This window comes from Kitasatospora sp. NPDC086009 (genome assembly GCF_044540385.1).
Lineage (GTDB): Bacteria > Actinomycetota > Actinomycetes > Streptomycetales > Streptomycetaceae > Kitasatospora.
Map to the genome: position 1 here is coordinate 49,648 of NZ_JBITSA010000020.1, position 24,145 is coordinate 73,792.

Genomic DNA, 24,145 nt, shown 5'->3' on the forward strand with positions numbered 1-24,145 from the left:
CCCGTCCTGGACGCCCCGCACCGCGGGCGGCTCCTGCGGCGACAGTTCCTCGGCGGTCACTCCGACTCCTCCGGATCCACCGACTCGTCCGACCCGTCCGACCCGTCCGACCTGTCTGACCCCTCCGACCCGTCCGACGCATCCGCGTCGTCCGACTCGCCCCGCACGACCTCGGCCTGCTCCGGGTCGATCAGGCCGCCCGGCGGGTCGATGACGACGCGCTGGTTCTCCAGGTCGATGGTCGGCACGATGCGGGTGACGAAGGGCACCAGCACCTCCGTCCCGTCGGGCTTCTCCACCGTGAGCAGGTCCTGGTAGGGGAGGTGGACGACCTCGGTGAGCTCACCGACCGGGGTGCCGTCGAGCAGGACGACGTCCAGACCGATCAGCTGGTGGTCGTAGTACTCCTCCGGGTCCTCGGGGCTCTCCTCCGGGTCGACCTCGGCGATCAGGACGGTGCCGCGCAGGGCCTCTGCGTCGTTGCGGTCCTTGACGCCGGCGAAGCGCAGCAGCAGCCGACCGCTGTGCACCTTGCCGGACTCGACGGTCAGCGGTCCGGCCGACGCGGGGTCGGTGAGGAGGACGGCACCGGGACCGAGCCGGAGTTCCGGCTCATCGGTGCGGACCTCGACGCTGACATCCCCCTTGATGCCGTGGGCGCGGCCGATCTTACCGACGACGAGCTGCACGGTGATCGTTCTCCTGGGTGCTGGGTGCTGGGTGCCGGCGCTGGGCACTGGGTGTGGGTGCTGGTACGGGGTACCAACGGTGTGGTCGCCGTGACGGGTCCCGGCACTGGAGCACAGGGCCGCGGAGGCGGGGGCACGGCGAGAAGGCGGTCGGGAACAGAGAAAGGCCGGCCGGGACGACATGCGTCCCGACCGGCCTCAAGCCTGACGGCTGAACGAGCAGCAGCGTCAGCGAATGCTGTCCACGTCGACCAGGTCGACACGGACGTTGCGACCGCCGAGGGCGCCGACAACGGTGCGTAGTGCACGCGCCGTGCGGCCGCCCCGGCCGATCACCTTGCCGAGGTCATCGGGGTGCACACGCACCTCGATGGTGTTCCCCCGACGCAGGTTGCGCGAACGCACCTGCACCTCGTCGGGGTGCTCGACGATGCCCTTCACCAAGTGGTCGAGGGCGTCCTCGATCACGATCAGGCCTCGACGGCGGCGTCGGCGTCAGCCTCGGCCTTGTCCGACTTCTTGGCCTTCGGGGTGATGGCAACACCGGTGGTGGCGTCCTCGAAGCCGGCGACGGCCTTCGCGAACAGGTGCGAGAAGTCCTCGACCTTGGGCTCGGCAACCAGCAGCGGAGCCGGGGCCGGCAGGCCCTTGAACTTCTGCCAGTCGCCGGTCAGCTTGAGGATGGCGAGAACCGGCTCGGTCGGCTGGGCGCCGACGGACAGCCAGTACTGGGCGCGCTCGCCGTCGACCTCGATCTTCGAGGGGTTGTAGGTCGGCTGGTAGATGCCGATCTCCTCGATCGCGCGGCCGTCACGCTTGGTGCGCGAGTCGGCGACGACGATGCGGTAGTGCGGGGAGCGAATCTTGCCGAGACGCTTGAGCTTGATCTTGACTGCCACGGGAGTGGATTCTCCTGGTGTTGACGTGGGTGAGCGGCCGCACCGTCGCGTGGGGTTGCGAGGCTGGCCGTTCAAGGGACACGCCAGCCGTAGGAGAGAGGGGTCCTGCTCGGCTGCCGAGTACTCAGCTGTCCATTCTGCCATACCGGCGCGAACCGCCTCGCCGCCGCCCGCTCGGCCCGACCGCCACCGACCACGGCCCGAAGCCGCCCGGTCAACGCCCGGTCACGCTGAGAAGCGCTCGTCCGGCACTGCCCGGCACCCGACCGGCACAGCCCCTCCCCGGAGCCGCCCGACCGACACCCGGCCCCGGCCCGCCACCGCCCCCCACCGGCCCACCACTCGGACCGCCGCACCACCGGCCGGCGCGGTCCACCCGTGGCCGACCGCCGAAACAGGTCGACCGGGAGCCCCCGCTCCCGGTCAGCCCAACACATCACAGCCACCGGTCAGGGCCGCCGATCGGTCGTCCCGATCAGCCCTGCCGGCCGAGGCCGTCGATCGCTCCGGCCGGACGCACTGCCCGCACAGTCGCCGGCCGGCTCCCCACGCTACGCGATCTTGAACGGCTGCTGGCAGGCACCGCAGACGATGGACGCCTGCGCGAGGACCGACGGCACGACGCGGACGTTGCGCCCGCACCCGCAGACCGCCTTGACCCGGACGCCGCCCCCGGAGGAGCCGTGCCGGGCCGCCGGGCCGCGGAAGGCGCGCGAGACGCCGTCCCCGGCCACCGCCTCCTGGTGGGCGCCGAGGGCCCGGTCCAGCCGCTCGATGGTCTCGGCGTACCGCTCCTGCGTCTCCTTGAGCATGGTCACCTGGGAGAAGCCGCTGCTCGCATGCGGCTCGACCGGGTGCGCCAGGCCCAGCTCGGAAGCCAGGAGCAGGAAGCGCCGGTTGTGGTAGCGGCCGGCCCGCGAGGTGTCCCGGATGTCCCGGGCCGCGGCCAGACCGTGGGCAGCCTCGTGGAGGAGCCGCTCGAATCCGAGCCGCGTGCCACAGGCCGAGGAGGACTCGCCGATCAACGCCTCGGGCGAGGCGAGGTCGGGGAGGTCCTGATGGAAGGCCTGGATGTCACTCCAGGCGGCGGCCAGTTCGGCCGCGAGAACGAGGGGCTGTGTCGTGCTCACGCTAGACCAACGACGGAGTGCGAGCCGATGTTCCGCGTGTTCCCGATCTCCTGGAATTCCCAGGAAACTCTCAGGAATGTACGAGCGCGCGCGAAATGCGCGTTCCGGATCTGACGCAAGACCAACCCCCTGCCGGTTTGGGCCCGTCGTAGCTCGGCGGACCTCGTCATTTCCGTCCGGGGGGCGGGCTGTCGCACCCAGGACGTACGGCCCGCGGTCCTGTCGAGTTGACAGGGCCACGGGCCGTACACCGTACCGCTATTCCGTTAATACCGGCAGTTGACCGGCCAGTAGGGATGTCGACTGGTGAGACGGCCACCGGACGGTTACCGCCGGAATTCCCGACGGCGGTTGTCGACCGGATGTCCGACGGATGTCTCACGGTTGTCGGGCAGCTGCCGGATCATTGCCGTCAGCTGCCAGAAATCGCCAGTACCTGTCGGTTTCCAACATCGACGACCAACGTCAGCCATCGCCTCGCCCGGGGCGTCCCGAGACCGCACCAGGCCCGTCCCGCGGGCCCGCGGGTCAACCGGCCCGAGATCCGCCGGTGCGCCCACGTCCGAGCGGCCCAGCGGCCCGAGCACCACCAGAAGCCCCAGCAGCCCCAGCAGCCGCAGCAGCCGCAGCAGCCGCAGCAGCCGCAGCAGCCGCAGCAGCCCAACGACCCGAACGCCCCCGCAGACGCGGATCCGCCGGCGCACCGCTGCAGGTGCGCCGGCGGATCCGCGCGCCGTTCAGTGGGCGGCGCGGGCCGTTCGGTGGACGTGGCCGGTCAGCGGCCGGTCAGTCGCCGCTCAGCAGCCGATCAGTAGGCGCGGGCCACGATCGCGATGTTGCCGTCCTGGTCGTCCGTCTGCGGCACCGAGCCGTCGGCGGCCACGATGCAGCGCACCGAGACGCCCTGCTCGGCCAGCTTGGCCTCGCCCTCCGGGCCCAGCTCGGCCCAGGAGATCCGGCCCCAGCCGGTGGCGGCGGCCTCGACGGCCTCGTCCAGGTTGGTCACGTCGACCGTGCGGGACTCGCGGCGCTCGCGGGACTGGCGCAGCAGCAGCGCCTGGTCCTCCTCCAGGACACCCGGGAGCAGCTCGGCCAGCGCGTCGATCGAGACCGGCTCCTTGCCGCCGGGGATGCGGCGGGCCAGCATCGCGGTGCCGTTCTCCAGGTCGCGCGGGCCGACCTCGATGCGCAGCGGCACGCCCTTGAGCTCCCAGTCCACGGCGCGGCGGCCGAACGGGGTGTCGGTGCGGTCGTCGACGACCACGCGGATGCCGACGGCCTCCAGCCGGGCGCCGATCTCGCGCACCTTGGCGATGACCGCGTCGTCGCCCTTGATGGCGAGGACGACGGCCTGGACGGCGGCCAGGCGCGGGGGCACCCGCAGGCCGTTGTCGTCGCCGTGGGACATGATCAGGCCGCCGACCATACGGGTCGAGACGCCCCAGGAGGTCTGCCAGACGTACTCGCGCTCGGCGCCCTGGAGCTGGTAGGTGGTGTTGAACGCCTTGGCGAAGTTCTGGCCCAGCTCGTGGCTGGTGCCCATCTGCAGCGCCTTGCCGTCGCCCATCATGCCTTCGAGGGTGAGGGTGTTGATCGCGCCGGCGAAGCGCTCCTTGGCGGTCTTGCGGCCGAGCACGACGTCGATGCCGAGCACGTTGGTCATGAAGTCGCCGTAGACCTGGGTGTGGATCATCGAGGCGTACTCGCGGGCGTCCTCGTACGTGGCGTGGGCGGTGTGGCCCTCCTGCCAGAGGAACTCGGTGGTCCGCAGGAAGACCCGCGGACGCAGCTCCCAGCGGACCACGTTGGCCCACTGGTTGATCAGCAGGGGCAGGTCGCGGTGGCTCTGCACCCACTTCGAGAAGTACTCGTTGATGATGGTCTCGGAGGTCGGCCGGACGACGACCGGCTCGTCCAGCTGCTTGCCGCCGCCGTGGGTGACCACGGCGAGCTCGGGGGCGAAGCCCTCGACGTGCTCCGCTTCCTTGGTCAGGTAGGACTGCGGGATGAACATCGGGAAGTAGGCGTTCTGCGCGCCTGCCTTCTTGATGCGGGCGTCCATCTCCTGCTGCATCCGCTCCCACAGGCCGTAGCCGTACGGTCGGATGACCATGGTGCCGCGCACCGGACCGTTGTCGGCCAGCTCGGCCTTGTTGATGAGGTCCTGGTACCAGCGCGGGAAGTCGTCCGCCTGGGGGGTGAGAACGGGTGCCTTTGCCATGGGGCGAATGGTACGGGGACAAGGGGCCTGACTTCGAATCCGTTCCACGGAACCGGTTCGCGCGCAAGCCGTCCCCTTCCCGCCCGGGCCGGGACGGTGCCCGGGCCGCCCGGCGGCCGAAGGGCGCCCCGGTTCCGCCAGGGGGCGCACGACCGCGACACGCGCGCACCACCCTGCACCCCTCTGGACGCCGCGCCCGAGCCGCTGTTCGCTGGAGTGGGGCGGGACTTTGGGGGAGCCGTAGCAGGACACCGAAGGACCGGATGGGAGGCCGCGATGGCTTCAGCTCGAACGACCGGCACGACCGTACGACCCACAGGCGCACATCCGCACGACCGGCGGGCCGCGGGGGCGTGGCCCGCGCGGGCGCGCGACTGGGCGGAGATCCAGGAACGCATGCTGGTACCGCTCTACGAGGCGGTCTACGCCCGGCTGGAGGTCGGCCCGGCGAGCAGCGTGCTCGGCCTGGGCTGCCGCTCCGGCCTGGCGCTGCTGCTGGCCGCCGGGCGGGGCGCCCAGGTCGCCGGTCTGGAGCCGCACGACGAGCTGCGCGAGCTGGCGCGGGACCGTCGGCTGAAGGTGGGCGCGGGTGCCCGGCCACCGGCGGAGGTCCCCCGCTCGGCCTATTCGCTGGTCACGGTTTTCGAGCAGCTGCCGGGGGCCGCCGATCCGCAGCGCGTGGTGACCGACGCGGCCCGGCTGACGCTGCGCGGCGGGCACGTGGTGCTGGCCGCCTGGGGCCCGCCGGAGCGCTGTGAGAGCGCGGCCGTCCTGGACGTGGCCCGGCGGATGGCGGGGCGCACCACCGCACGCGACCCGTTCGGGCTGAGCACGCCCGGCGCCCTGGAGGACCTGCTCGGGCCGGCCCGCCTGCGCCCGGCCGGCAGCGGCCGGGTGAGCTGCCCGTTCGCCTATCCGGACCTGGACAGCGCGGTGCGCGGACTGCTCTCCACCGGCCTCTACGACGCGGCGGCGGACTTCTCCGGGCTGTCGCTGGTGGCGAAGGAGCTGGAGGAGGCGCTGCAGCCGTACCTGCGGCCGGACGGCTCGGTCCGGATGGAGAACGTGTTCCGGTACCTGATCGCCGACCAGCCGCGGTAGCCCGACCGGCCCCGGAGCGACCGGCGAGCGACCACGTGGCCCACGGCGCGACAGAACCGCACCACGGCACCACCGAGCCGCCGAACAGCCCGAACAGCCGAACAGCCGAACAGGACAGCCCAGCCGCCGCACCGCCCCACCACCGGAGCCGGACCGGGGGCGCCCGCAGCCATCGCGGACGCCCCCGGTCGGCCGGCTCACGCCTGGTCGAGCGCCTTCCGGGGCACCCCGGCGGCCCGGTACGCCGCCTCCTCGTCCAGCGTCTCGGCCTCCAGCAGCGCGGCCGCCAGCGCGTCCAGCCTGGCCCGCTGCTCGGTCAGCAGCCGCACCGCCTCCTCGTAGCACTCGGCGACGATCCGCCGGGCCTCCTCGTCGACCGCGTCCAGCGTGGTCGGCGCCGCGGAGAGCCCGTACGCGCCCTGCGGGTCGGAGGGGACGGCGGTGAGCCGGCCGACCCGCTCGCTCATCCCCCAGCGGCCGGCCATCCCCCGGGCGATGTTGGTGACCTGCTCCAGGTCGCTCTCCGCACCGGTGGTGATCACCCCGTAGACCACCTGCTCGGCGGCCATCCCACCGAGCGCGCCGATGATCCGGCCGCGCAGGTAGGGCTCGGTGTACGAGTAGCGGTCGGTCTCGGGGGTGGACAGGGTGACGCCGAGGGCGCGGCCGCGCGGCACGATGGTGATCTTGCGGACCGGGTCGGCGCCGGGCTGGAGCATGCCGAGCAGGGCGTGGCCGCTCTCGTGGTACGCCGTGCGCTCCCGCTCGGCCTGCGGCATGACCAGCGGCCGGACGGCGCCCAGCTGGACCTTCTCCAGCGCGTCCGAGAGGTCCCGCTCCCCCACCGCGTCCTGCTTGCGCTTGACGGCCAGCAGGGCGGCCTCGTTGACCAGGTTCGCCAGCTCGGCGCCGGTCATGCCGGGGGTGACCTTGGCCAGCTGGTGGAGATCGGTGTCCCCGGCCAGCGGGACGGCCCGGGTGTGGATCCGCAGGATGGCCGCGCGGCCGTCGCGGTCCGGCGGGCTGACGGTGATCCGCCGGTCGAAGCGGCCGGGGCGCAGCAGGGCCGGGTCGAGGACGTCCGCCCGATTGGTGGCGGCGATGACGATGACGCCCTCGGAGCCGGTGAAGCCGTCCATCTCGGTGAGGATCTGGTTGAGCGTCTGCTCGCGCTCGTCGTGGCCGCCCATGCCGCCGCTGCCGCCGCGCTGGCGGCCGATGGTGTCGATCTCGTCGATGAAGACGATCGCGGGGGCGACCTTGCGGGCCTCCGCGAACAGCTCCCGGACCCGGCCGGCGCCGACGCCGACGATCATCTCGATGAACTCCGAGGCCGAGGCGGAGAAGAACGGCACGTCGGCCTCGCCGGCGACGGCCCGGGCGAGCAGGGTCTTGCCGGTGCCGGGCGGACCGGCGAGCAGCACCCCGCGCGGCATCTTGGCGCCGAGCCGCCGGTAGTGCTGCGGGTTCTTCAGGAAGTCGACCACCTCGGCGAGTTCGGCCTCGACCTCGTCGATGCCGGCCACGTCGGCGAAGGTGGTGCGCTTGCCCTGCTCGGCGGTGACCGGCTTGGGCGGGGCCTTGCGGCCGAGCGGGCCGCCGCCCATGCCGCCGGCCATCCGGCGGGCCAGCAGCACCCAGATCAGGATCAGCAGGAGCATCGGGGCGAGCGAGATCAGCAGGTTGGCGAGGAAGCTGCGCTGCTGGACCACCGGCTTGGCGGTGACCTCGACGCCCTGCTGCTGGAGGGTGGTCCAGAGGCTGTCGCCCGCGAAGGACGGGCGCTGGGTGTCGAACTCGGTGTAGTCGCCCTTGGCGCCGTCCGGCTTGGGTGCCGCGTTCTTGAGGGTGCCCTCGATGGAGTCGCCCTTGGAGTAGATCTTGGTGACGTTGCCGTTGTTGAGCTGGTTGTTGAACTCCGTGTAGGAGATCGTCGTCGCGCCGGCGTTGCCGAAGAAGGACAGCAGCAGGTCGGTGATCAGGAACACCACGAGGGCGGTGAGCACGAGGCCGATCCAGCCGCCGGGCATCTTGCGACGGGGCGGCTGCGGGGGTGGGGCACCCTCGGAGCGCCAGGGCTGGTCGGGGGTCCGGCGCGGCGGTACGGGATCGGTCACCTGTCGGACAATACGGACATTCATCCGGGTGAGACAGCCGCAACGCCGCGCCCGCACGGCCGCACCACGGGCACCCGGGGCGCCCCGGACACCCGCCAGCCGCGCCGCTCCCCCCGCGCCGCTCTCCCGCGCCGCGCCGCGCTACTCCCCCGCGCCGGGCCACTCCTCGGCGGTCAGCGCGAACCGCTCGTGGTCCCGCCAGGCGCCGCTCAGGAACAGCATCCGGGGCGTGTACCCCTCGTGCCGGAAGCCGAGCCGCTTGGCCAGCCCGATCGAACGCGCGTTGTCCGGCTGCACGTTGATCTCCAACCGGTGCAGGCCGAGACCGCCGGCCGTCTGCGGGGCGAAGCAGCGGTCCAGCACCAGCCGCATGCCCTCGCTCATCCGGCCGGTCCCGGCGAACGGCACGTACGAGTCGTAGCCGAGCGCGCCGTTGCAGAACCGGCCCATCACGATGTTGGCGACGTTCACCTTGCCGACCAGCCCACCGGTGGCCTGATCGACGATCAGGAAGGTGCGCAGACCGGCGCCCTGGCGCTCCAGGAGATCGGGGAGCCCGTTCGGCTCGACCGGGTTCCACCGCCCGATGTGCTCGGCGGACCGGCGGACAGCCTCGGCGTACGGAACCTCGTCGTCGGCCCGTGGGGCCCTGATCGTCACTCTCACCCCACCATCATCGGACATGTGAACGGCCCGCCACCCGGATACCCCGGGTGGCGGGCCGTTCGAACGCCGACGGCGGCCCCGGACGGTGCCGGGGGCGGGCGGCGGCGGGAACCGCGGCAGGACCTGCAACAGGACCTACAGCAGGTCCTTGAACTCCTTGGGCAGCTCGAAGTCGGACGGGCCCTTGCCCGCGCCGAGGCCGAAGGCGCCGCCCTGGGCCGGCGGCTGGCCGGCGCCCGGGCCGAGCGCGCGGCGCTCGGCGGCCGCGGCCTCCTCCTGCGCGCGCTTCAGCGGGTTGCCGCTCTTGCGCTTGCCCTTGGCGGCCGGGGCCTTCTTGGCGGACTTCTTCGAGCCGCCGCCCATGCCCGGGATCCCCGGCATACCGGGGATGCCCTTGCCGGAGGCCATCGCCGACATCATCTTGCGGGCCTCGAAGAACCGCTCGACCAGGTTGTTGACCTCGCCGACCTGGACGCCCGAACCCTTGGCGATGCGCAGCCGGCGCGAGCCGTTGATGAGCTTGGGGTCGGTCCGCTCGGCCGGGGTCATCGACTTGATGATCGCGCCGACGCGGTCGACGTCCTTGTCGTCGATGTTGTTGATCTGGTCGCGGATCTGGCCCATGCCGGGCAGCATGCCCAGCAGCTTGGAGATCGAGCCCATCTTCCGGACCTGCTCCAGCTGGTCCAGGAAGTCGTCGAGCGTGAAGTCCTTGCCGCCGCCCTGCAGCTTGGAGGCGATCTTCTCGGCCTCGGCCTGCGAGAAGGTCTGCTCGGCCTTCTCGATCAGCGAGAGCATGTCGCCCATGCCGAGGATGCGCGAGGCCATCCGGTCCGGGTGGAAGGCGTCGAAGTCGTCGACCTTCTCGCCGTTGGAGGCGAACATGATCTGCCGGCCGGTGACGTGCGCGACCGACAGGGCGGCGCCACCGCGGGCGTCGCCGTCGAGCTTGGACAGCACCACACCGGTGAAGTCGACACCGTCGAGGAAGGCCTGCGCGGTGGTGACCGCGTCCTGGCCGATCATCGCGTCGACGACGAACAGGACCTCGTCCGGGTTCACCGCGGCCCGGATGTCGGCGGCCTGCTGCATCAGCTCGGCGTCGATGCCCAGACGGCCGGCGGTGTCGACGACGACGACGTCGTACTGCTTCTGCTTGGCGTACTCGATCGAGTCGCGGGCGACCTGCACCGGGTCGCCGACGCCGTTGCCCGGCTGCGGGCCGTAGAAGGCCACGCCCGCGCGCTCCGCGACCACCTGGAGCTGGTTGACGGCGTTGGGGCGCTGGAGGTCGCAGGCGACCAGCAGCGGGGTGTGCTTCTGCTGCTTCAGCCAGTGGCCGAGCTTGCCGGCGAGGGTGGTCTTACCGGCGCCCTGGAGGCCGGCGAGCATGATCACCGTGGGGCCGCTCTTGGCGAACCTCACCCGGCGGGTCTCGCCGCCGAGGATCGCGATGAGCTCCTCGTTGACGATCTTGATGATCTGCTGGGCGGGGTTCAGCGCGCCGGAGACCTCGGCGCCGAGGGCGCGCTCCTTGACCTGCTTGATGAAGGCCCGCACGACCGGCAGCGCGACGTCCGCCTCCAGCAGCGCGATGCGGATCTCGCGGGTGGTGGCGTCGATGTCCGCCTCGCTGAGGCGGCCCTTGCCCCGGAGGTTCTTGAACGTCGCTGCGAGGCGATCGGAAAGGGTGTCGAACACGTCGTCGCGGGTCCTCTGCGGCATCGGGATCAGTACGGTCGTCGCCCCCAAGGGTATCCGGCCGCCCTGGCAACGGTCTCCACCCCCGGACGAACCGGCCCGGGGGCGCCCGGAGCGGGCGGCTCCGACGGCCGCCCGCAGGCCCCGCGGCCGCCCCGCGAGGGCGGCGACGGGGCTCCGGCGGGCGTCGGGGCCCGGTCAGCCCAGCGCCGCCCGGACGGCCTGCGCCACCTCCCCGGCCCGCCGGCCGGAGAGCGGCCGGCCCGCCTGGTCGGTCAGGTAGAAGGAGTCCACGGCCTCCGCCCCGAGCGTGCTGACGTGCGCCGTCCGGACCCGGACACCGGCGCCGTCCAGGGCCCGGCCGATCCGGTGCAGCAGGCCGGGGGCGTCATGGGCGCGCACCTCCAGCACCGTCGCCGTCGCCGAGGCCACCTCGGGCGCCACGGCGACCACCGGTGGCGGGGTGGGGATGCCGCGCCGGCGCGGGGCGGCCGCGTCGCGCTCGGCGAGCCGCCGCGAGACGTCCAGCGAGCCGTCCAGCGCCCGGCGCAGGTCGGCCCGGAGCCGGGCCGCCTCGGGCAGCTCGCCGAACTCGGCCGCCACCGTCCAGGACAGCAGCAGGACCGGGCCGGCGCCGATCGGGTCCAGCTCGCGCAGGCCCGCCGAGCGGACGGTCAGCCGGTGCAGGGCCAGCACCCCGGCGACCGTGCCGAGCAGACCCGGCCGGTCGGGCACGGCGAGGGTCAGCCGCACGCCCATCGGCTCGGCGCCCGGCTGGTCGTCCCCGTCGGCCTGGGCCAGCAGCGAGAGCGCCGGACCGCCCGTACGGGCCGCCTCGACGGCGAGCCGCTCCTGTTCGGCGGTCGGCGCCGCCTCCCCGGCGTGGGAGCCCCACCGGCCCGGGTCGGGCGACGGGTACGCGCCGGCCAGCCGGTCGGCGGCCCGGGCCGCCAGGCCCTCCACCAGCGAGGCCCGCCAGCGGCTCCAGGCGGCCGGGCCGGTGGCGGTCGCGTCGGCCTCGGTCAGCGCGTGCAGCAGCTCCAGCTGCGGCAGGGTGGCGACCACCTTGGTGATCGCCTCCACCGTGGCGGGGTCGTCCGGATCCCGCCGCGTCGCGGTCTCCACCAGCGTCAGGTGGTGGCGGACCAGCACGGCGAGGGTCTCCACGGACTCGTGGTCGAAGCCCATCCGGGCGGCCACGTCGCGGACGATCACCTCGCCCGCCTCGCTGTGGTCGCCGGGCCAGCCCTTGCCGATGTCGTGCAGCAGCGCCGCGACCAGCAGGAGGTCCGGCCGGGCCACCCGGCGGGTCATCGCGGCGGCCCGCACGGCCGTCTCCACCAGGTGCCGGTCGACCGTCCAGCGGTGCACCGCGTTGCGCTGCGGACGGCAGCGCACGCGCTCCCAGTCCGGCAGCAGCCGGGTGATCAGCCCCTCCGCCTCCAGCGCCTCCCAGACCGGCAGGCAGGCCTCCCCGGCGCCGAGCAGGGTGACCAGTTGCTCGCGCGCCTCGTCCGGCCAGGGCACCGGCAGCGGGCGGCACTCGGCGGCCAGCCGGCGGACCGTCGCGTAGGAGATGGTGAGCCCGTTCTGGGCCGCCGCGGCCGCCGCGCGCAGCGGCAGTACTGGGTCGGCGGCCGGGCGGGCCCCCTGGGCGAGCACCGCCTCGCCGTCCTGCTCGACGACGCCCTCGGCGAGCGGCCGGCGCTGGACCGCGCCGCGGGCCACCGCGCCGCCGCCCCGACCGGTGCCGGTGAACGGGAAGGAGAGCCGGGAGGAGCGCCGGCCCCGGGTGGTCCTGGCGGCCAGCACCCGGTCCACCGCCCGCCAGGTGACGTCGCTCGCGTAGGCGATGGTCCGCGCGGCCTCGTACACCTGGCGCAGCAGGGTGTCGGCGTCCAGTACGCCGAGCCGTTCGGCGACCTGGTCCTGGTCCTGGAGGCTGAGCCGCTCGGTGGCCCGGCCGGTGACCAGGTGCAGCGCGTCCCGCACGTCCGCCAGCCGCAGGGCGGCGGCGTCCAGGCCGTCGCGCGGGGCGTCGGCCAGCCAGGTGGCGGCGATCGCGTTGAGCGCGACCACGTCGCGCAGGCCGCCGCGGGCCTCCTTGAGGTCCGGCTCCAGCAGGAAGGAGAGTTCGCCGTGGCGCTCGGCCCGCTCGCGCCCGAGTTCGCGCAGCTCGGGTAGGCGGTTCGGGGCGCCGGCGCGCCAGTCGGCGAGCACGGCGGAGCGCAGCCCGGCGGTGAGCTCCCGGTCGCCGGCGATGTGCCGGGCGTCGAGCAGGCCGAGCTGGGCCTTGAGATCGTCGGCGGCGACGGTCCGGGCCTCGGCGAGGGTGCGGACGGAGTGGTCGAGCGAGGCGCCGGCGTCCCAGACCGGGTACCAGATGCGTTCGGGCAGTTCCGGGTCGAGCGGACCGTCGTGCAGCAGCAGGACGTCGAGGTCGCTGCGCGGGGAGAGTTCGCCGCGCCCGTAGCCGCCGACCGCGACCAGGGCGACGCCGGCCGGGGCACCGGCCGCCGCCAGCAGTCCGGCCAGCCACTCGTCGGTGAGCGCGGCCAGCGCGGTGCGGCGGGCGGTGCTGACGAGGCCGGGCGTGTCCAGCAGTCGGGCCCGGGCGGTGCCGTGGTCGGGCGGGCCCGACTCCCCGGACGGGCGCTCGGGGGGAGTCGCGGGCCCGGCGGCGGGCCGGGAGGGCGGGTCGGGCTGCGTGGTCATCGGGGGTCCCCGTCCGTCGTCGTCCGGTCTGAGCGCGCGCTGGTCGAGCGGGCGGCGCCCGGGTCGCGCGAGGAACGCCGATTCGCGCGAGGAGCGCTGATACGCCGTCAGCGGACCCGCGACCACGGGGTGGTCACGGGCCCGCCGGCGGGATCGTGCTGAATGCTAGGCCCTGTCCTGGAGGAAGGGGTCCTGGTCAGAGGGCGTCGGGGCCGCGCTCACCGGTCCGGACCCGCACGGCGGTCTCGACCGGGACGCTCCAGACCTTGCCGTCGCCGATCTTGCCGGTCCGGGCGGCCTTCACCAGGACGTCGATCAGCTGGTCGGCGTCGTCGTCCTCGACCAGGACCTCGATTCTGACCTTGGGTACCAGGTCCACGGTGTACTCCGCGCCCCGGTAGACCTCGGTGTGACCTCGCTGGCGGCCGTAACCGCTCGCCTCGGTGACGGTCAGCCCGTGCACCCCGAAGGCCTGCAGGGCGGCCTTCACGTCGTCCAGGCGGTGCGGCTTGATGACTGCGGTGATGAGCTTCATCAGGCGTCGACCCCGGTCTTCTCGGTGCTCTTCCCGGCGGCCCTGGCGGCGGGCCCGGACGTGGACTCGGCGACCACCGCGGCGGTCATCCTGGCCGGACCGGCCCCCAGCGCGCTGAAGTCGTAGGCGGACTCGGCGTGCTCGGCCTGGTCGATGCCGGCCACCTCGACCTCCTCGGCGACCCGGAACCCGACCGTGCTGTCGATCGCCTTGGCCAGCAGCCAGGAGACGACGAAGGAGTAGGCGGCGACCACGGCCACGCCCATCGCCTGCTTGCCGAGCTGCTCCAGGCCACCGCCGTAGAACAGGCCCTTGGCGGTCTGGCCGACGGTGCCGGTGGCGAAGAGGCCGACCAGCAGGGAGCCGATGGCACCGCCGACCGCGTGCACGCCGACCACGTCGAGCGAGTCGTCGAAGCCGAAGCGGTACTTGAGGCTGATCGCCGCGGCGCAGACGGCGCCGGCGATCAGGCCGATCGCGACCGCGCCGAGCGGGCTGACCGAACCGCACGCGGGGGTGATGGCGACCAGACCGGCCACCGCGCCGGAGGCGGCGCCCAGCGTGGTGAACGCGCCGTGCCGCAGCTTCTCGTAGATCAGCCAGCCGAGCAGCGCGGCCGCCGTGGCCACCTGGGTGTTGACGAAGGCCATCGCGGCGACGCCGTTGGCGGCCAGCGCCGAGCCCGCGTTGAAGCCGAACCAGCCGAACCAGAGCAGCCCGGAGCCGAGCATGACCAGCGGCAGGCTGTGCGGGCGCATCGGGTCCTTCCGGAAGCCGACCCGCTTGCCCAGCACCAGGCAGAGCGCCAGGCCCGCGACGCCCGCGTTGATGTGCACGGCGGTGCCGCCGGCGAAGTCGATCACGCCGTTGCGGTCACCGAGCCAGCCGCCGTTGCCGCCGTCGAAGAAGAAGACCCAGTGCGCGACCGGGAAGTAGACGACGGTCACCCAGAGGGCGATGAACAGGCCCCAGGCGGTGAACTTGGCGCGGTCCGCGACGGCCCCGCTGATCAGGGCCGGGGTGATGATCGCGAACATCAGCTGGAAGGCGGAGAACGCGGTGACCGGGATGGTCCCGGTCAGGTCGTTCAGCCCCACCCCGTGCATCCCGAGGAAGTCCAGGTTGCCGATCAGCCCGGCGCCGGCGTCGGGGCCGAAGCTGAGCGAGTACCCGTAGAGGACCCAGAGCACGCTGACGATGCCCAGCGAGAGGAAGCTCATCGCCAGCATGTTGAGTGTGCTCTTGGCCCTGACCATGCCCCCGTAGAAGAAGGCCAGCCCGGGGGTCATCACCATGACCAGGGCCGCGCAAATGAGCACGAAGGCGGTATCGCCCGCGCTGAAGCCGTCCGGCATCGGCGTCTCCTCATGAATGGAAGCCGCTCCACACCCGGGATACCTGTCCCGTGCCACCCGGGGTGTCGGCGATGGGAGGAGCGTGCCGAAGTCGGGTTTCGACCGATGCGACCCGGTGTTTCGCGACCGTGACGACGGCGACGCGCGGGTTACGCCTACGTGAACCACGGCCCTGCCGCCGGGCCCGGTGGGTTACCGTGCCGCCCCGCGGCACGCGCGGTGCCGGACACACCACCGACCGTGGCGGCGGCGGCCGTCACGGTCGGTGGGGGCTGGGGGCCGGGGGGCTGGGAAGGCTGGGGGCGGACGCCGGTGCGGGTCAGACCACCGAGACGTACTCCGGGATGTCCTGGACCACCCGCTCCTTGAGCCGGCTGATCGCGTCCACCCCGCCGTACCGGGCGGCGGCGGCCTCGGTGGTCTTGCGGACCCTGGAGTTGAGCCGCTCGGAGCGCACCTTGGTGGCGATCTCCACCGCCTGCTCGGCCATCACCACGGCCTGCTCGGGCTCACGCTGCAGCAGGTGCACGCTGGCCATGCCGATCAGGTTGAAGGCGTAGGAGCGGACGTGGTCGCCGTCCTGGCGGAAGAGGTCGACCGCCCGCTCCATGACCGGGGCGGACATCGAGGCGTACAGCTCGGCCCGGTCCGAGTGGTAGGCGAGGTCGCGGAAGGAGTGCGCGTTCTCGGCGTTCAGCTCGGCCGGCGAGAAGAACTTCAGCCAGTCCGGGTCGCCGTCGCCCTCGCGGATGTCGGTGAAGGTGTCCTCGGCCAGCCGGACCGCCCGGGCGCAGCGGTTCACCTCGCCGATGGTGGCGTAGGCGCGCGCCTCCATCGCGTACAGCAGGGCCTGCTGGCGCGGGGTGGCGGTGTCCCGGCTGCCGTACTGGGCCAGGTGGATCAGCTCCAGGGCGTCCTCGCCGCGGTTGAGGTGGATCATCTGGCGGCTCATGTCGGTGAGGATCAGCGCGCCGAACGGGCGGTCGCCGGCCTCCTTGGCGGCGTGCAGGGCCAGCACGTAATACTTCTGCGCGCTGGGGTGCATGCCGACGTCGTAGGACATCCAGCCGGCCAGGTGGGCCAGCTCGGCGGTGAGCCGGAACAGCCGCCGGGTGGTCTGCTCGGGGTAGGTCTCCTGGAGCAGGTCGGTGACCTCGTGCAGCTGGCCGACGACGGCCTTGCGGCGCAGCCCGCCGCCGTTCTGCGCGTCCCACTGCCGGAACATGACGGTGGTCTGCTCCAGCAGTTCCAGCTCGGGCTCGGAGAGCCGGCCGGTGAACGGCTCGCCGCCGTTGGCGGCGGTCAGGATCGGGGTGGGCGCGCCGTTCGGGCCGGGGGCGAGCCAGCGCTGCATCGGCTCGATCAGCGCGGCGCCGGCCGTCATGGCGAGCGAGGTGCCCAGGAAGCCCCGCCGGTTCAGCATCAGGTCGCTGCGCGAGTAGTCGCTGATCAGCTGGACGGTCTGCGGGGCGCTCCACGGCAGGTCGACGCCGCCGCCGACGGTGGAGACCGGGATGGCGGCCCGCAGCCCGAGGTCCTCGATGGAGACCACGGAGCCGAAGCGTTCGGAGAAGAGCTCCGACATGATCTTCGGGATGGGCTCGCGGGGCTGCTCCCCGTCGAGCCAGCGCCGCACCCGCGAGGTGTCGGTGGACACGTGGTGGGCGCCGATCTGGCGGGCCCGGCGGTTGACCTGGCGGGCCAGTTCGCCCTTGGACCAGCCGCTGCGGGCGAACCACGTGGTCAGCTTCTCATTGGGTTGCTTCTCTGCCATGGGAACGTCCCCATCCCGCCCGGCCCCTGCGGGGCCCCGATCGTGACCGCCCGACGGTTGCGGGCTCTTGCCAGACGTGCTGCTTCTCTTCCGTACCCGAGGTGCTGTCGAGACCGCTGGTCGGACCACTCGTCGCACTGGTGTGCCATCCTCGCGGACGAGCCGTCAGATTCCCCAACTCCCGCCCCCACAGGGCCGGAAGCGGACTCCCCGACGATGTCTGCGTGCTGAACGTAACGCCCCGCACACGGTCCCGGGGAGCGGCCCTGGCGAAACGCCACCTTTCGCCACCCCCAGGAGTGAACCGATCCAAGACCGCACACGCTTCACTGGATAGTCCCGGCGGTCCGGCATATGCGGGCTGCCAAGTCCCCACCGGCACCACGGCCCCTCACCTGCAACCCACGGCAGCCCCAGGCGAGTTTGCCGCCCGCCCCGGTAGACGGCCGCCTCGTGGACACGACGATCCGGCACGGGCACCGCCCCCCACAAGGCGGCGCCCGAGGCGCAGAGCCGGAACAGGCGCACGCCATGCGCTGCGCGCCGCTCCCGCACCACGCACGACGCAACGGACAATCAACACAAAGTCACCATCCCGTAACCATCGGCAACGAGAACCTGTTGGGGGAGGCATGGACAACCTGTTCGGCGAACTTCGACTGGGGCACCTGCGGTTGGCCCCGCTGAGCGCACGCCGCCGCACCCGGGTGACCGCGTCCCGGGCGGCCGCGGAGTACACCGGCCGCTGGGGCTGGGCGGTCACCGTCGGCAACCAGGCCGGCCCGGCGGCCGCGGCCCGCTGCCACTGCGGTGCCGCCCGCTGTGCCGCGCCCGGTCTGCATCCGGCCCCCGGCGGCGCACCGGCGGACCGCACCGGTACGAACGTCTCCGTCCTGTTCCCCACCGGCCGCGCCTTCGACGTCCTGGACGTCCCCGAGCAGGCCGGCCTCCAGGCGTTGGTCCGGCTGGAGCGGATGGGCACCCAGGTCGGCCCGGTGCTGGCCTCGCCCGCCGGCCGGCTGCAGTTCCTGGTCGCCGCCGGCACCGCCCGGCGGCTGCCCGACCTGCTGTACCGGATGGGCTGGGACGACGCCGCGCTCGACCTCACCTGCCACGGCGAGGGCAGCTACGTCGCCGCGCCGCCGACCGTGCTCGGCGGTCTGGGCCCGGTCCGCTGGCTGCGCCGGCCCACCCGTGACAACGCCGGCTGCCCGCCCGAGGCCCGGTTGCTGCTCGGCACCCTCGCCTACGCCTGCCACCGCGGGCGCGAGCGCAGCGCCGAGCCCGCCTGGCTCGCCTCGTAACCACCCCGCCCGCCGGCCCCGAGGGGCCGCCGCCCGCTCCCCACCGCGCCGCCCCGGAAGACGCCGGGACACGCCGAAGGGCCCGCCCCGACCGGAGCGGACCCTTCCTCGGACAGCGGCCGGGGCTCAGTCCCCGATCAGCGCGTCCACGAACGCACCCGCCTCGAACGGCGCCAGGTCGTCGGCGCCCTCGCCGAGCCCGATCAGCTTGACCGGGACACCCAGCTCCCGCTGCACCGCGACCACGATGCCGCCCTTGGCGGTGCCGTCCAGCTTGGTGAGCACGATGCCGGTGATGTCGACCACCTCGGCGAAGACCCGGGCCTGGATCAGACCGTTCTGGCCGGTGGTGGCGTCCAGCACCAGCAGCACCTCGTCCACCGGGCCGTGCTTCTCCACGACCCGCTTGACCTTGCCCAGCTCGTCCATCAGGCCGGTCTTGGTGTGCAGCCGGCCGGCGGTGTCCACCAGCACGGTGTCGGCGCCCTCGGCGATGCCCTCCTTGACCGCGTCGAACGCGACCGAGGCCGGGTCCCCGCCCTCCGGGCCGCGGACGGTCCGCGCGCCGACCCGCTCGCCCCAGGTCTGCAGCTGGTCGGCGGCGGCGGCACGGAAGGTGTCGGCCGCGCCGAGCACCACCGAGCGGCCGTCGGCGACCAGCACCCGGGCCAGCTTGCCGGTGGTGGTGGTCTTGCCGACGCCGTTGACGCCGACCACCAGGACGACGGCCGGGCCGGCCTCGTGCTTGGTGGAGTGCACCGTGCGGTCGGCGTCCTTGCCGACCAGCTCGACCAGCTCCTCGCGCAGCAGGGCGCGCAGCTCGTCCGGGGTGCGGGTGCCGAGCACCTTCACCCGGGTGCGCAGCCGCTCGACCAGCTCCTGGGTGGGGGCGACGCCGACGTCGGCGGTCAGCAGGGTGTCCTCGATCTCCTCCCAGGTGTCCTCGTCGAGGTGCTCGCGGGAGAGCAGCGACAGGAGGCCCTTGCCGAGCGAGTTCTGCGAGCGGGAGAGCCGGGAGCGCAGCCGGACCAGCCGGCCGGCGGTGGGCTCGGGGACTTCGAGGGCCGGCGCCTGCTCGGCCTCGACCGCCTCGGGAGCCTCCGGGGCCGCCTCCGCCTCGGGGAGCTCGACCTCCTCGACGGTGCGCCGCGGCTCCTCGGTCGGCGGCGCGGCCTCCTCACCGACCTGGGGCTCCCGCGGGGTCCCGGGCGGTGTGATGACCGGCGGCCGCGCCTTCGGGGGGAGCTCCCGGCGTCGTCTGCCGGAGACGACCAGGCCGGCGACCGCGCCGACGGCCAGCACGGCGATGACAACGGCAAGGATCACGTATTCCACATCAATCTCCTTCTCGGGATCCCACGACAGAGTGATCCTTCGGTCACCGACGCACGGGGCGTCGCCGCCTCCCTTACGCCGACGCGGTGCCGTCCGGCACCGGTCGGGGCTTGGCCGTCATGAGGTCGTCAAGCGGCTGAATCAGAAGCCCCCTCGCGCGCGAGGGGGAGGAGTCACAACCCGTCCAGTATCCGTGATCGGGTCGCCCACGGGCAGCTGCCCCGGCGTCGGCCGGTGGATCACCCGGTCGGACGGGCGGCGGCGGCCGCCTCCCGCTGCCCGGCCGGCTGCGCGAGCGGCCTGCGCCGACGGGCCGGGGGCGCCCCCTCCCGCAGCCGCTGGCTGATCACCTGGGAGATGCCGTCGCCCTTCATGGTCACGCCGTAGAGGGCGTCGGCGGACTCCATGGTCAGCTTCTGGTGGGTGATCACGATCAGCTGGGAGCTCTCCCTCAGCTCCTCCATGATCCCGACCAGCCGGCGCAGGTTGGTCTCGTCCAGCGCCGCCTCCACCTCGTCCATCACGTAGAACGGGCTGGGCCGGGCCTTGAAGATCGACACCAGCAGCGCCACCGCGGTCAGCGAGCGCTCGCCGCCGGAGAGCAGCGAGAGCCGCTTGACCTTCTTGCCCGGCGGCCTGGCCTCCACCTCGACCCCCGTGGTCAGCATGTTGTCCGGATCGGTCAGCACCAGCCGCCCCTCGCCGCCGGGGAAGAGCCGGGAGAAGACGCCCTCGAACTGGGCGGCGGTGTCGTGGTACGCCGAACTGAACAGCTGCTCGACCCGCTCGTCCACGTCCTTGACGATGTCCAGCAGGTCGCGCCGGCTCCGCTTGAGGTCGTCCAGCTGCTCCCCGAGGAAGGTGTGCCGCTCCTCCAACGCCGCGAACTCCTCCAGCGCCAGCGGGTTGACCTTGCCGAGCTGCTGGTAGGCCTTCTCGGCGGCCCGCAGCCGCTTCTCCTGCTCGGCCCGGTCGTACGGCCGCGGCTCGCCGGGCTCCCCGCCGTCGTCGGGTGCCGGCGCCGGGACGAGCCGGTCCGGCCCGTACGAGGCGAGCAGCTCACCGCCCTCGATGCCGAACTCCTCCAGCGCCCGGGACTCCAGCTGCTCGATCCGCAGCCGCTTCTCGGCGCGCAGCACCTCGTCCCGGTGCCCGGCGTCGACCAACTTGTCCAGCTCGGCCTTGAGTTCGCGGCCGTGCTCGCGGTGCTCCCGCAGCTGCGCCTCCCGCTCGGCGCGCGCCTGCTCGACGGCGGCCCGTCCGGCGTCGGCGCGGGCCAGCGACACCTCCAGGCAGGCCAGCAGCTGTCGGGCGCCGGCCGCGACGGCGTTCGCCACCCGGGCGTCGTGCTCGGCGCGCTCCCGGCGCTCGGCGGCGCGGGCGCGCGCCTCGCGCTCGGTCCGCGCGGCCCGGTCCAGCTGGTCGGCCCGCCCGGCGAGGGCGCGCACCCGCTCCTCGTGCGTCCGCACGGCGAGCCGGGCCTCCAGCTCGGCCTGCCGGGCGCCGGTGGCGGCCGTGGCCAACCGCTGCTGTTCCGCGGCGTCGGGTTCGTCCTCCCCCGCGTCGGCCGACTCCTCGGCGGCCGCGAGCCGTCCGGCCAGCTCCTCGGCGGTGTCGAGCAGGTCGGCCAGCCCCTGCTCGGCGCGACCGGCCGCGGCCGCGAGCCGTTCGGCCTCGCCGGCGGCGGCCCGGGACTGCCCGCCGAGCCGGCCGAGTGCGCCGGCCACCTCGGCCCGCTCGCGCTCCGCCTTCCGCCGGGTGGTGGCCAGTTGCTCCAGCCCGGCGGCCGACTCCCCCCGGAGTTCGGTGAGTTCGGCCAGCTGTTCGGCCGACTCGGCGCAGCGGAGGTCCAGTTCGCCGATCGCCCGGGCGGTCTCGTCGACCGCCGCCTGGGTCTCCAGCAGGCTCGGCGCACCGCCCGCGCCGCCGTACGCGAAGCCCGCGCCGAGCCGGTCACCCTCGGCGGTGACCGCGGTCAGCGCCGGGTGCTCCGTCACCAGCCGCACCGCCTCGTCGAGCGAGCCGACCACGGCGACGCCGGCCAGCAGGGCCCGCGCGGCCGGCAGCAACGGGGCTGGGCCGTCGACCAGTTCGGCGGCCCAGCGGGCGGTGGGCGGCAACGGCGGCGTCGGCGCGGCCGGCTCGGGCGCGCCGGCGATGAGCAGCGCGGCCCGGCCGGCGTCCGCCGCGCGCAGCAGGCGCAGGGCGTCGGCCGCCGTGCCGGGCGAGTCGACCGCCACCGCGTCCGCGGCGGCGCCGAGGGCGGCCGCGACGGCGCTCTCGTGCCCGGGCGCGATCCGCAGCAGCGTGGCCGCCGGGCCGAGCAGGCCGGTCAGCCGGTCGGCTGCCGCCAGCAGCGCGCCGGTGCCGTCCTTGCGGCGCAGCCCGAGCGCCAGGGCGTCGTGCCGCGCGGTCAGCCCGGCCCGCTCGCGTTCGGCGGCGCCGGCGGCCTCGCGGGCACCGGCCAGCTCGCGTTCGACGGCGGCGAGCCGCGCACGGGCCGCCTCGTGGGCGGCCTCGGCCCGTTCGTCGTCCCCCGCCGAGGCGTCGACCTGCTCCCGCAGCTCCTCGTAGGCGGTCCGGGCGGCCTCGGCGCGCAGCAGTGCCTCGTCCCTGGCCTCGGTGAGCCGGCCGATCTCGGCCTCGGCGGCGGCGGCTTTGGACCGGGCGGCCGCGGCCTGCCCCTGCAGCCGGGCCAGCCCTTCGCGGCGGTCCGCGATGGCCCGGGCGGCGTCCTTCAACCGCCGTTCTTCCGCGGCGAGTTCCCGCTCCAGCTCACCCCGGGACTCGACCGCCTCGGCGAGCGCGTAGCGGGCCTCCTCCAGGGCCTCGGCCAGGGCGGCCTCCTCCTCCCGGACGTGCTCGGCCTCGCGCTCCAGCTCTTCCGGGTCCCGGCCGCGCCGCTCCTCGACCGCTCCCCCCGCGGCCGCGTGCCGGGCCCCGGCCTCGGCCAGCCCGACGGTGCCGCGGGTCCGCTCGGCCAGGGCGGAGAGCCGGTACCAGGTCTGCCGGGCCGCCTCCAGGCCCGGACCGAGCTGCTGGACCTGCGCCTCCAGGACGGCCTCCCGCTGGATCGCCCGGGACAGCTCCTGTTCGACGGTGGAGCGGCGCAGCTTCAGCGCCAGTTCGTCGGCGACCTCGGCCTCGACGGCGGTGCGCAGCGCGAGCAGGTCGTCGGCGAGCAGCCGGAGCCGGGCGTCGCGCAGTTCGGCCTGGATGCCGGCCGCGCGTCGGGCGATCTTCGCCTGCCGGCCCAGCGGTCCGAGCTGGCGCCGCAGTTCGGCGACCAGGTCCTGCACCCGGTTGAGGTTGACCTGCATCGCGTCCAGCTTCCGCAGCGCCTTCTCCTTGCGCTTGCGGTGCTTGAGGACGCCGGCCGCCTCCTCGATGAAGGCGCGGCGGCCCATCGGGTCGGCGTGCAGCACGGAGTCGAGCTGTCCCTGCCCGACGATGACGTGCATCTCGCGGCCGATGCCGGAGTCGGAGAGCAGCTCCTGGATGTCCAGCAGCCGGCAGGTGTCGCCGTTGAGCGCGTACTCGCTGCCGCCGTTGCGGAACATCGTCCGGGTGATGGTCACCTCGGCGTACTCGATCGGCAGCGCGCCGTCGGAGTTGTCGATGGTGAGGCTGACCTCGGCGCGGCCGAGCGGGGCGCGCCCGCTCGTCCCGGCGAAGATGACGTCCTCCATCTTGCCGCCGCGCAGCGACTTGGCGCCCTGCTCCCCCATCACCCAGGAGAGCGCGTCGACGACGTTGGACTTGCCGGAGCCGTTGGGGCCGACCACGCAGGTGATCCCGGGCTCGAACCGCAGGGTGGTGGCGGAGGCGAAGGACTTGAACCCGCGCAGGGTCAGACTCTTCAGGTGCACGCGCCGCTCTCCTCGTCGCTCGCCAGGGCCCCAGCGGCGACTGTATCCGGACGGACCGGCGCCGACGGCGCCCGGACACGACGAAGGGACGCCACTCAGGGCGCCCCTTGCAAGCTGCGTCCCTTATCGGGGCGGCTCAGTGCACTGCTGCGTCGATCTGCGAGGACCGGGCGGGACTCAGGTGAGAGCCGGCTCCCGCTGATCCAGATCGATGCTGTTGAGCAGCGAGTGCTCGTCAGCGACAGCGGTGAGCGCGTCGTTCTCGGCCTGCATCCGAAGGAGCTCGGACTCAAGATCCTGGACACGCTGCTGAAGCCGTCGCACCTCGGTGAGCATTCGCGGGTCGGGGCCGCCGACGTACCCGAGAAGCGCCTTTGCCATGATGAATGGTCCTCCACGCTGAGTGACCGAACCGGAACGGTACAGGTCTAGGGGGAAGGGGGACGCACGCGCGTCGCGCCACCGGCAGTGCTGGCTGGGCACTACGGCACAACCACCGTGAGCTGGGCTCACGAGGGCGTGCGCCTACCGGGTAAACGCGGTCGTGTGCGCGGGCTTCCAGCGTCTCACCAAAGACGGAAAGGGTCAACACGATCACCGCACGCTACCGCGCCCCTGTCACCTGCCTGGCGGTGTGGTCACACCAGGGGGGATCTCGGGCCGGTCCACCAGTCGCTCGTGGATCATCGTTCGATGCGGAGTCAACCACGAGTCTGCCCAGATGGCAACCGTAT

The 24,145-nt window shown here is 73.6% G+C and carries 18 protein-coding genes; 2 read left to right on the forward strand and 16 right to left on the reverse strand.

Annotation, left to right across the window (positions count from 1 at the left end; genetic code table 11):
• Positions 1 to 56: 56 nt before the first annotated feature.
• The 6 genes from rimM to proS all read right to left on the reverse strand — a co-directional run bounded on the left by rimM (position 57) and on the right by proS (position 4,939).
• Entirely contained in the window at positions 57 to 689 is a 633-nt protein-coding gene (gene rimM / locus ACIF6L_RS32760) for a ribosome maturation factor RimM (RefSeq protein ID WP_396491288.1), read from the reverse strand.
• A gap of 228 nt (positions 690 to 917) precedes the next feature.
• Positions 918 to 1,157: an RNA-binding protein gene (locus ACIF6L_RS32765; RefSeq protein ID WP_030306741.1), complete on the reverse strand. Its 240-nt coding sequence runs from the start codon at positions 1,155 to 1,157 to the stop codon at positions 918 to 920.
• Positions 1,158 to 1,159: 2 nt separating this feature from the next.
• Positions 1,160 to 1,588, reverse strand: a complete 429-nt coding sequence (gene rpsP, locus ACIF6L_RS32770) for a 30S ribosomal protein S16 (RefSeq protein WP_329489770.1) — start codon at positions 1,586 to 1,588, stop codon at positions 1,160 to 1,162.
• Positions 1,589 to 2,139: 551 nt separating this feature from the next.
• Positions 2,140 to 2,718 (reverse strand): hypothetical protein, encoded by a 579-nt coding sequence (locus ACIF6L_RS32775; protein WP_329489769.1) that lies wholly within the window; start codon positions 2,716 to 2,718, stop codon positions 2,140 to 2,142.
• A gap of 326 nt (positions 2,719 to 3,044) precedes the next feature.
• Positions 3,045 to 3,422 carry a hypothetical protein gene (locus ACIF6L_RS32780; protein ID WP_396491287.1) on the reverse strand — a complete coding sequence of 126 codons (378 nt, stop codon included), beginning with the start codon at positions 3,420 to 3,422 and terminating at the stop codon, positions 3,045 to 3,047.
• Positions 3,423 to 3,526: 104 nt separating this feature from the next.
• Positions 3,527 to 4,939, reverse strand: a complete 1,413-nt coding sequence (proS, locus tag ACIF6L_RS32785) for a proline--tRNA ligase (protein WP_329489768.1) — start codon at positions 4,937 to 4,939, stop codon at positions 3,527 to 3,529.
• A 276-nt stretch (positions 4,940 to 5,215) separates the two neighbouring features.
• Here proS and ACIF6L_RS32790 point away from each other — a divergent pair, with 276 nt between their 5' ends.
• Complete coding sequence (locus tag ACIF6L_RS32790) at positions 5,216 to 6,040, forward strand: class I SAM-dependent methyltransferase (protein ID WP_396491286.1); 825 nt, start codon at positions 5,216 to 5,218, stop codon at positions 6,038 to 6,040.
• A gap of 197 nt (positions 6,041 to 6,237) precedes the next feature.
• Here ACIF6L_RS32790 and ftsH read toward each other — a convergent pair whose 3' ends face one another.
• The 7 genes from ftsH to ACIF6L_RS32825 all read right to left on the reverse strand — a co-directional run bounded on the left by ftsH (position 6,238) and on the right by ACIF6L_RS32825 (position 16,903).
• Positions 6,238 to 8,181 carry an ATP-dependent zinc metalloprotease FtsH gene (gene ftsH / locus ACIF6L_RS32795; RefSeq protein ID WP_329489766.1) on the reverse strand — a complete coding sequence of 648 codons (1,944 nt, stop codon included), beginning with the start codon at positions 8,179 to 8,181 and terminating at the stop codon, positions 6,238 to 6,240.
• Positions 8,182 to 8,298: 117 nt separating this feature from the next.
• Positions 8,299 to 8,841: a GNAT family protein gene (locus tag ACIF6L_RS32800; RefSeq protein ID WP_329489765.1), complete on the reverse strand. Its 543-nt coding sequence runs from the start codon at positions 8,839 to 8,841 to the stop codon at positions 8,299 to 8,301.
• A gap of 117 nt (positions 8,842 to 8,958) precedes the next feature.
• Positions 8,959 to 10,524: a signal recognition particle protein gene (gene ffh, locus ACIF6L_RS32805; RefSeq protein ID WP_329492257.1), complete on the reverse strand. Its 1,566-nt coding sequence runs from the start codon at positions 10,522 to 10,524 to the stop codon at positions 8,959 to 8,961.
• Positions 10,525 to 10,722: 198 nt separating this feature from the next.
• Positions 10,723 to 13,239 (reverse strand): [protein-PII] uridylyltransferase, encoded by a 2,517-nt coding sequence (locus ACIF6L_RS32810; protein ID WP_396491285.1) that lies wholly within the window; start codon positions 13,237 to 13,239, stop codon positions 10,723 to 10,725.
• 196 nt (positions 13,240 to 13,435) lie between these two features.
• Positions 13,436 to 13,774 (reverse strand): P-II family nitrogen regulator, encoded by a 339-nt coding sequence (locus ACIF6L_RS32815; RefSeq protein WP_329489763.1) that lies wholly within the window; start codon positions 13,772 to 13,774, stop codon positions 13,436 to 13,438.
• Positions 13,774 to 15,129 carry an ammonium transporter gene (locus ACIF6L_RS32820; protein WP_396491284.1) on the reverse strand — a complete coding sequence of 452 codons (1,356 nt, stop codon included), beginning with the start codon at positions 15,127 to 15,129 and terminating at the stop codon, positions 13,774 to 13,776. Before ACIF6L_RS32820 ends, ACIF6L_RS32815 begins: the two co-directional genes overlap by 1 nt.
• Positions 15,130 to 15,448: 319 nt before the next feature.
• Positions 15,449 to 16,903 (reverse strand): hypothetical protein, encoded by a 1,455-nt coding sequence (locus tag ACIF6L_RS32825; protein WP_329489761.1) that lies wholly within the window; start codon positions 16,901 to 16,903, stop codon positions 15,449 to 15,451.
• A 632-nt stretch (positions 16,904 to 17,535) separates the two neighbouring features.
• Between ACIF6L_RS32825 and ACIF6L_RS32830 the strand changes: the two genes are divergently transcribed.
• Complete coding sequence (locus ACIF6L_RS32830; protein ID WP_396491283.1) at positions 17,536 to 18,207, forward strand: bifunctional DNA primase/polymerase; 672 nt, start codon at positions 17,536 to 17,538, stop codon at positions 18,205 to 18,207.
• 126 nt (positions 18,208 to 18,333) lie between these two features.
• Here the strand turns inward: ACIF6L_RS32830 and ftsY are convergent, their stop codons facing one another.
• From ftsY to ACIF6L_RS32845, 3 genes are all read right to left on the reverse strand, one after another.
• Positions 18,334 to 19,542 carry a signal recognition particle-docking protein FtsY gene (gene ftsY, locus ACIF6L_RS32835; RefSeq protein ID WP_329489759.1) on the reverse strand — a complete coding sequence of 403 codons (1,209 nt, stop codon included), beginning with the start codon at positions 19,540 to 19,542 and terminating at the stop codon, positions 18,334 to 18,336.
• A 239-nt stretch (positions 19,543 to 19,781) separates the two neighbouring features.
• Entirely contained in the window at positions 19,782 to 23,411 is a 3,630-nt protein-coding gene (gene smc, locus ACIF6L_RS32840) for a chromosome segregation protein SMC (protein ID WP_396491282.1), read from the reverse strand.
• Between the two features lie 177 nt (positions 23,412 to 23,588).
• Positions 23,589 to 23,792: a hypothetical protein gene (locus ACIF6L_RS32845; protein ID WP_329489757.1), complete on the reverse strand. Its 204-nt coding sequence runs from the start codon at positions 23,790 to 23,792 to the stop codon at positions 23,589 to 23,591.
• Positions 23,793 to 24,145 lie beyond the last annotated feature (353 nt).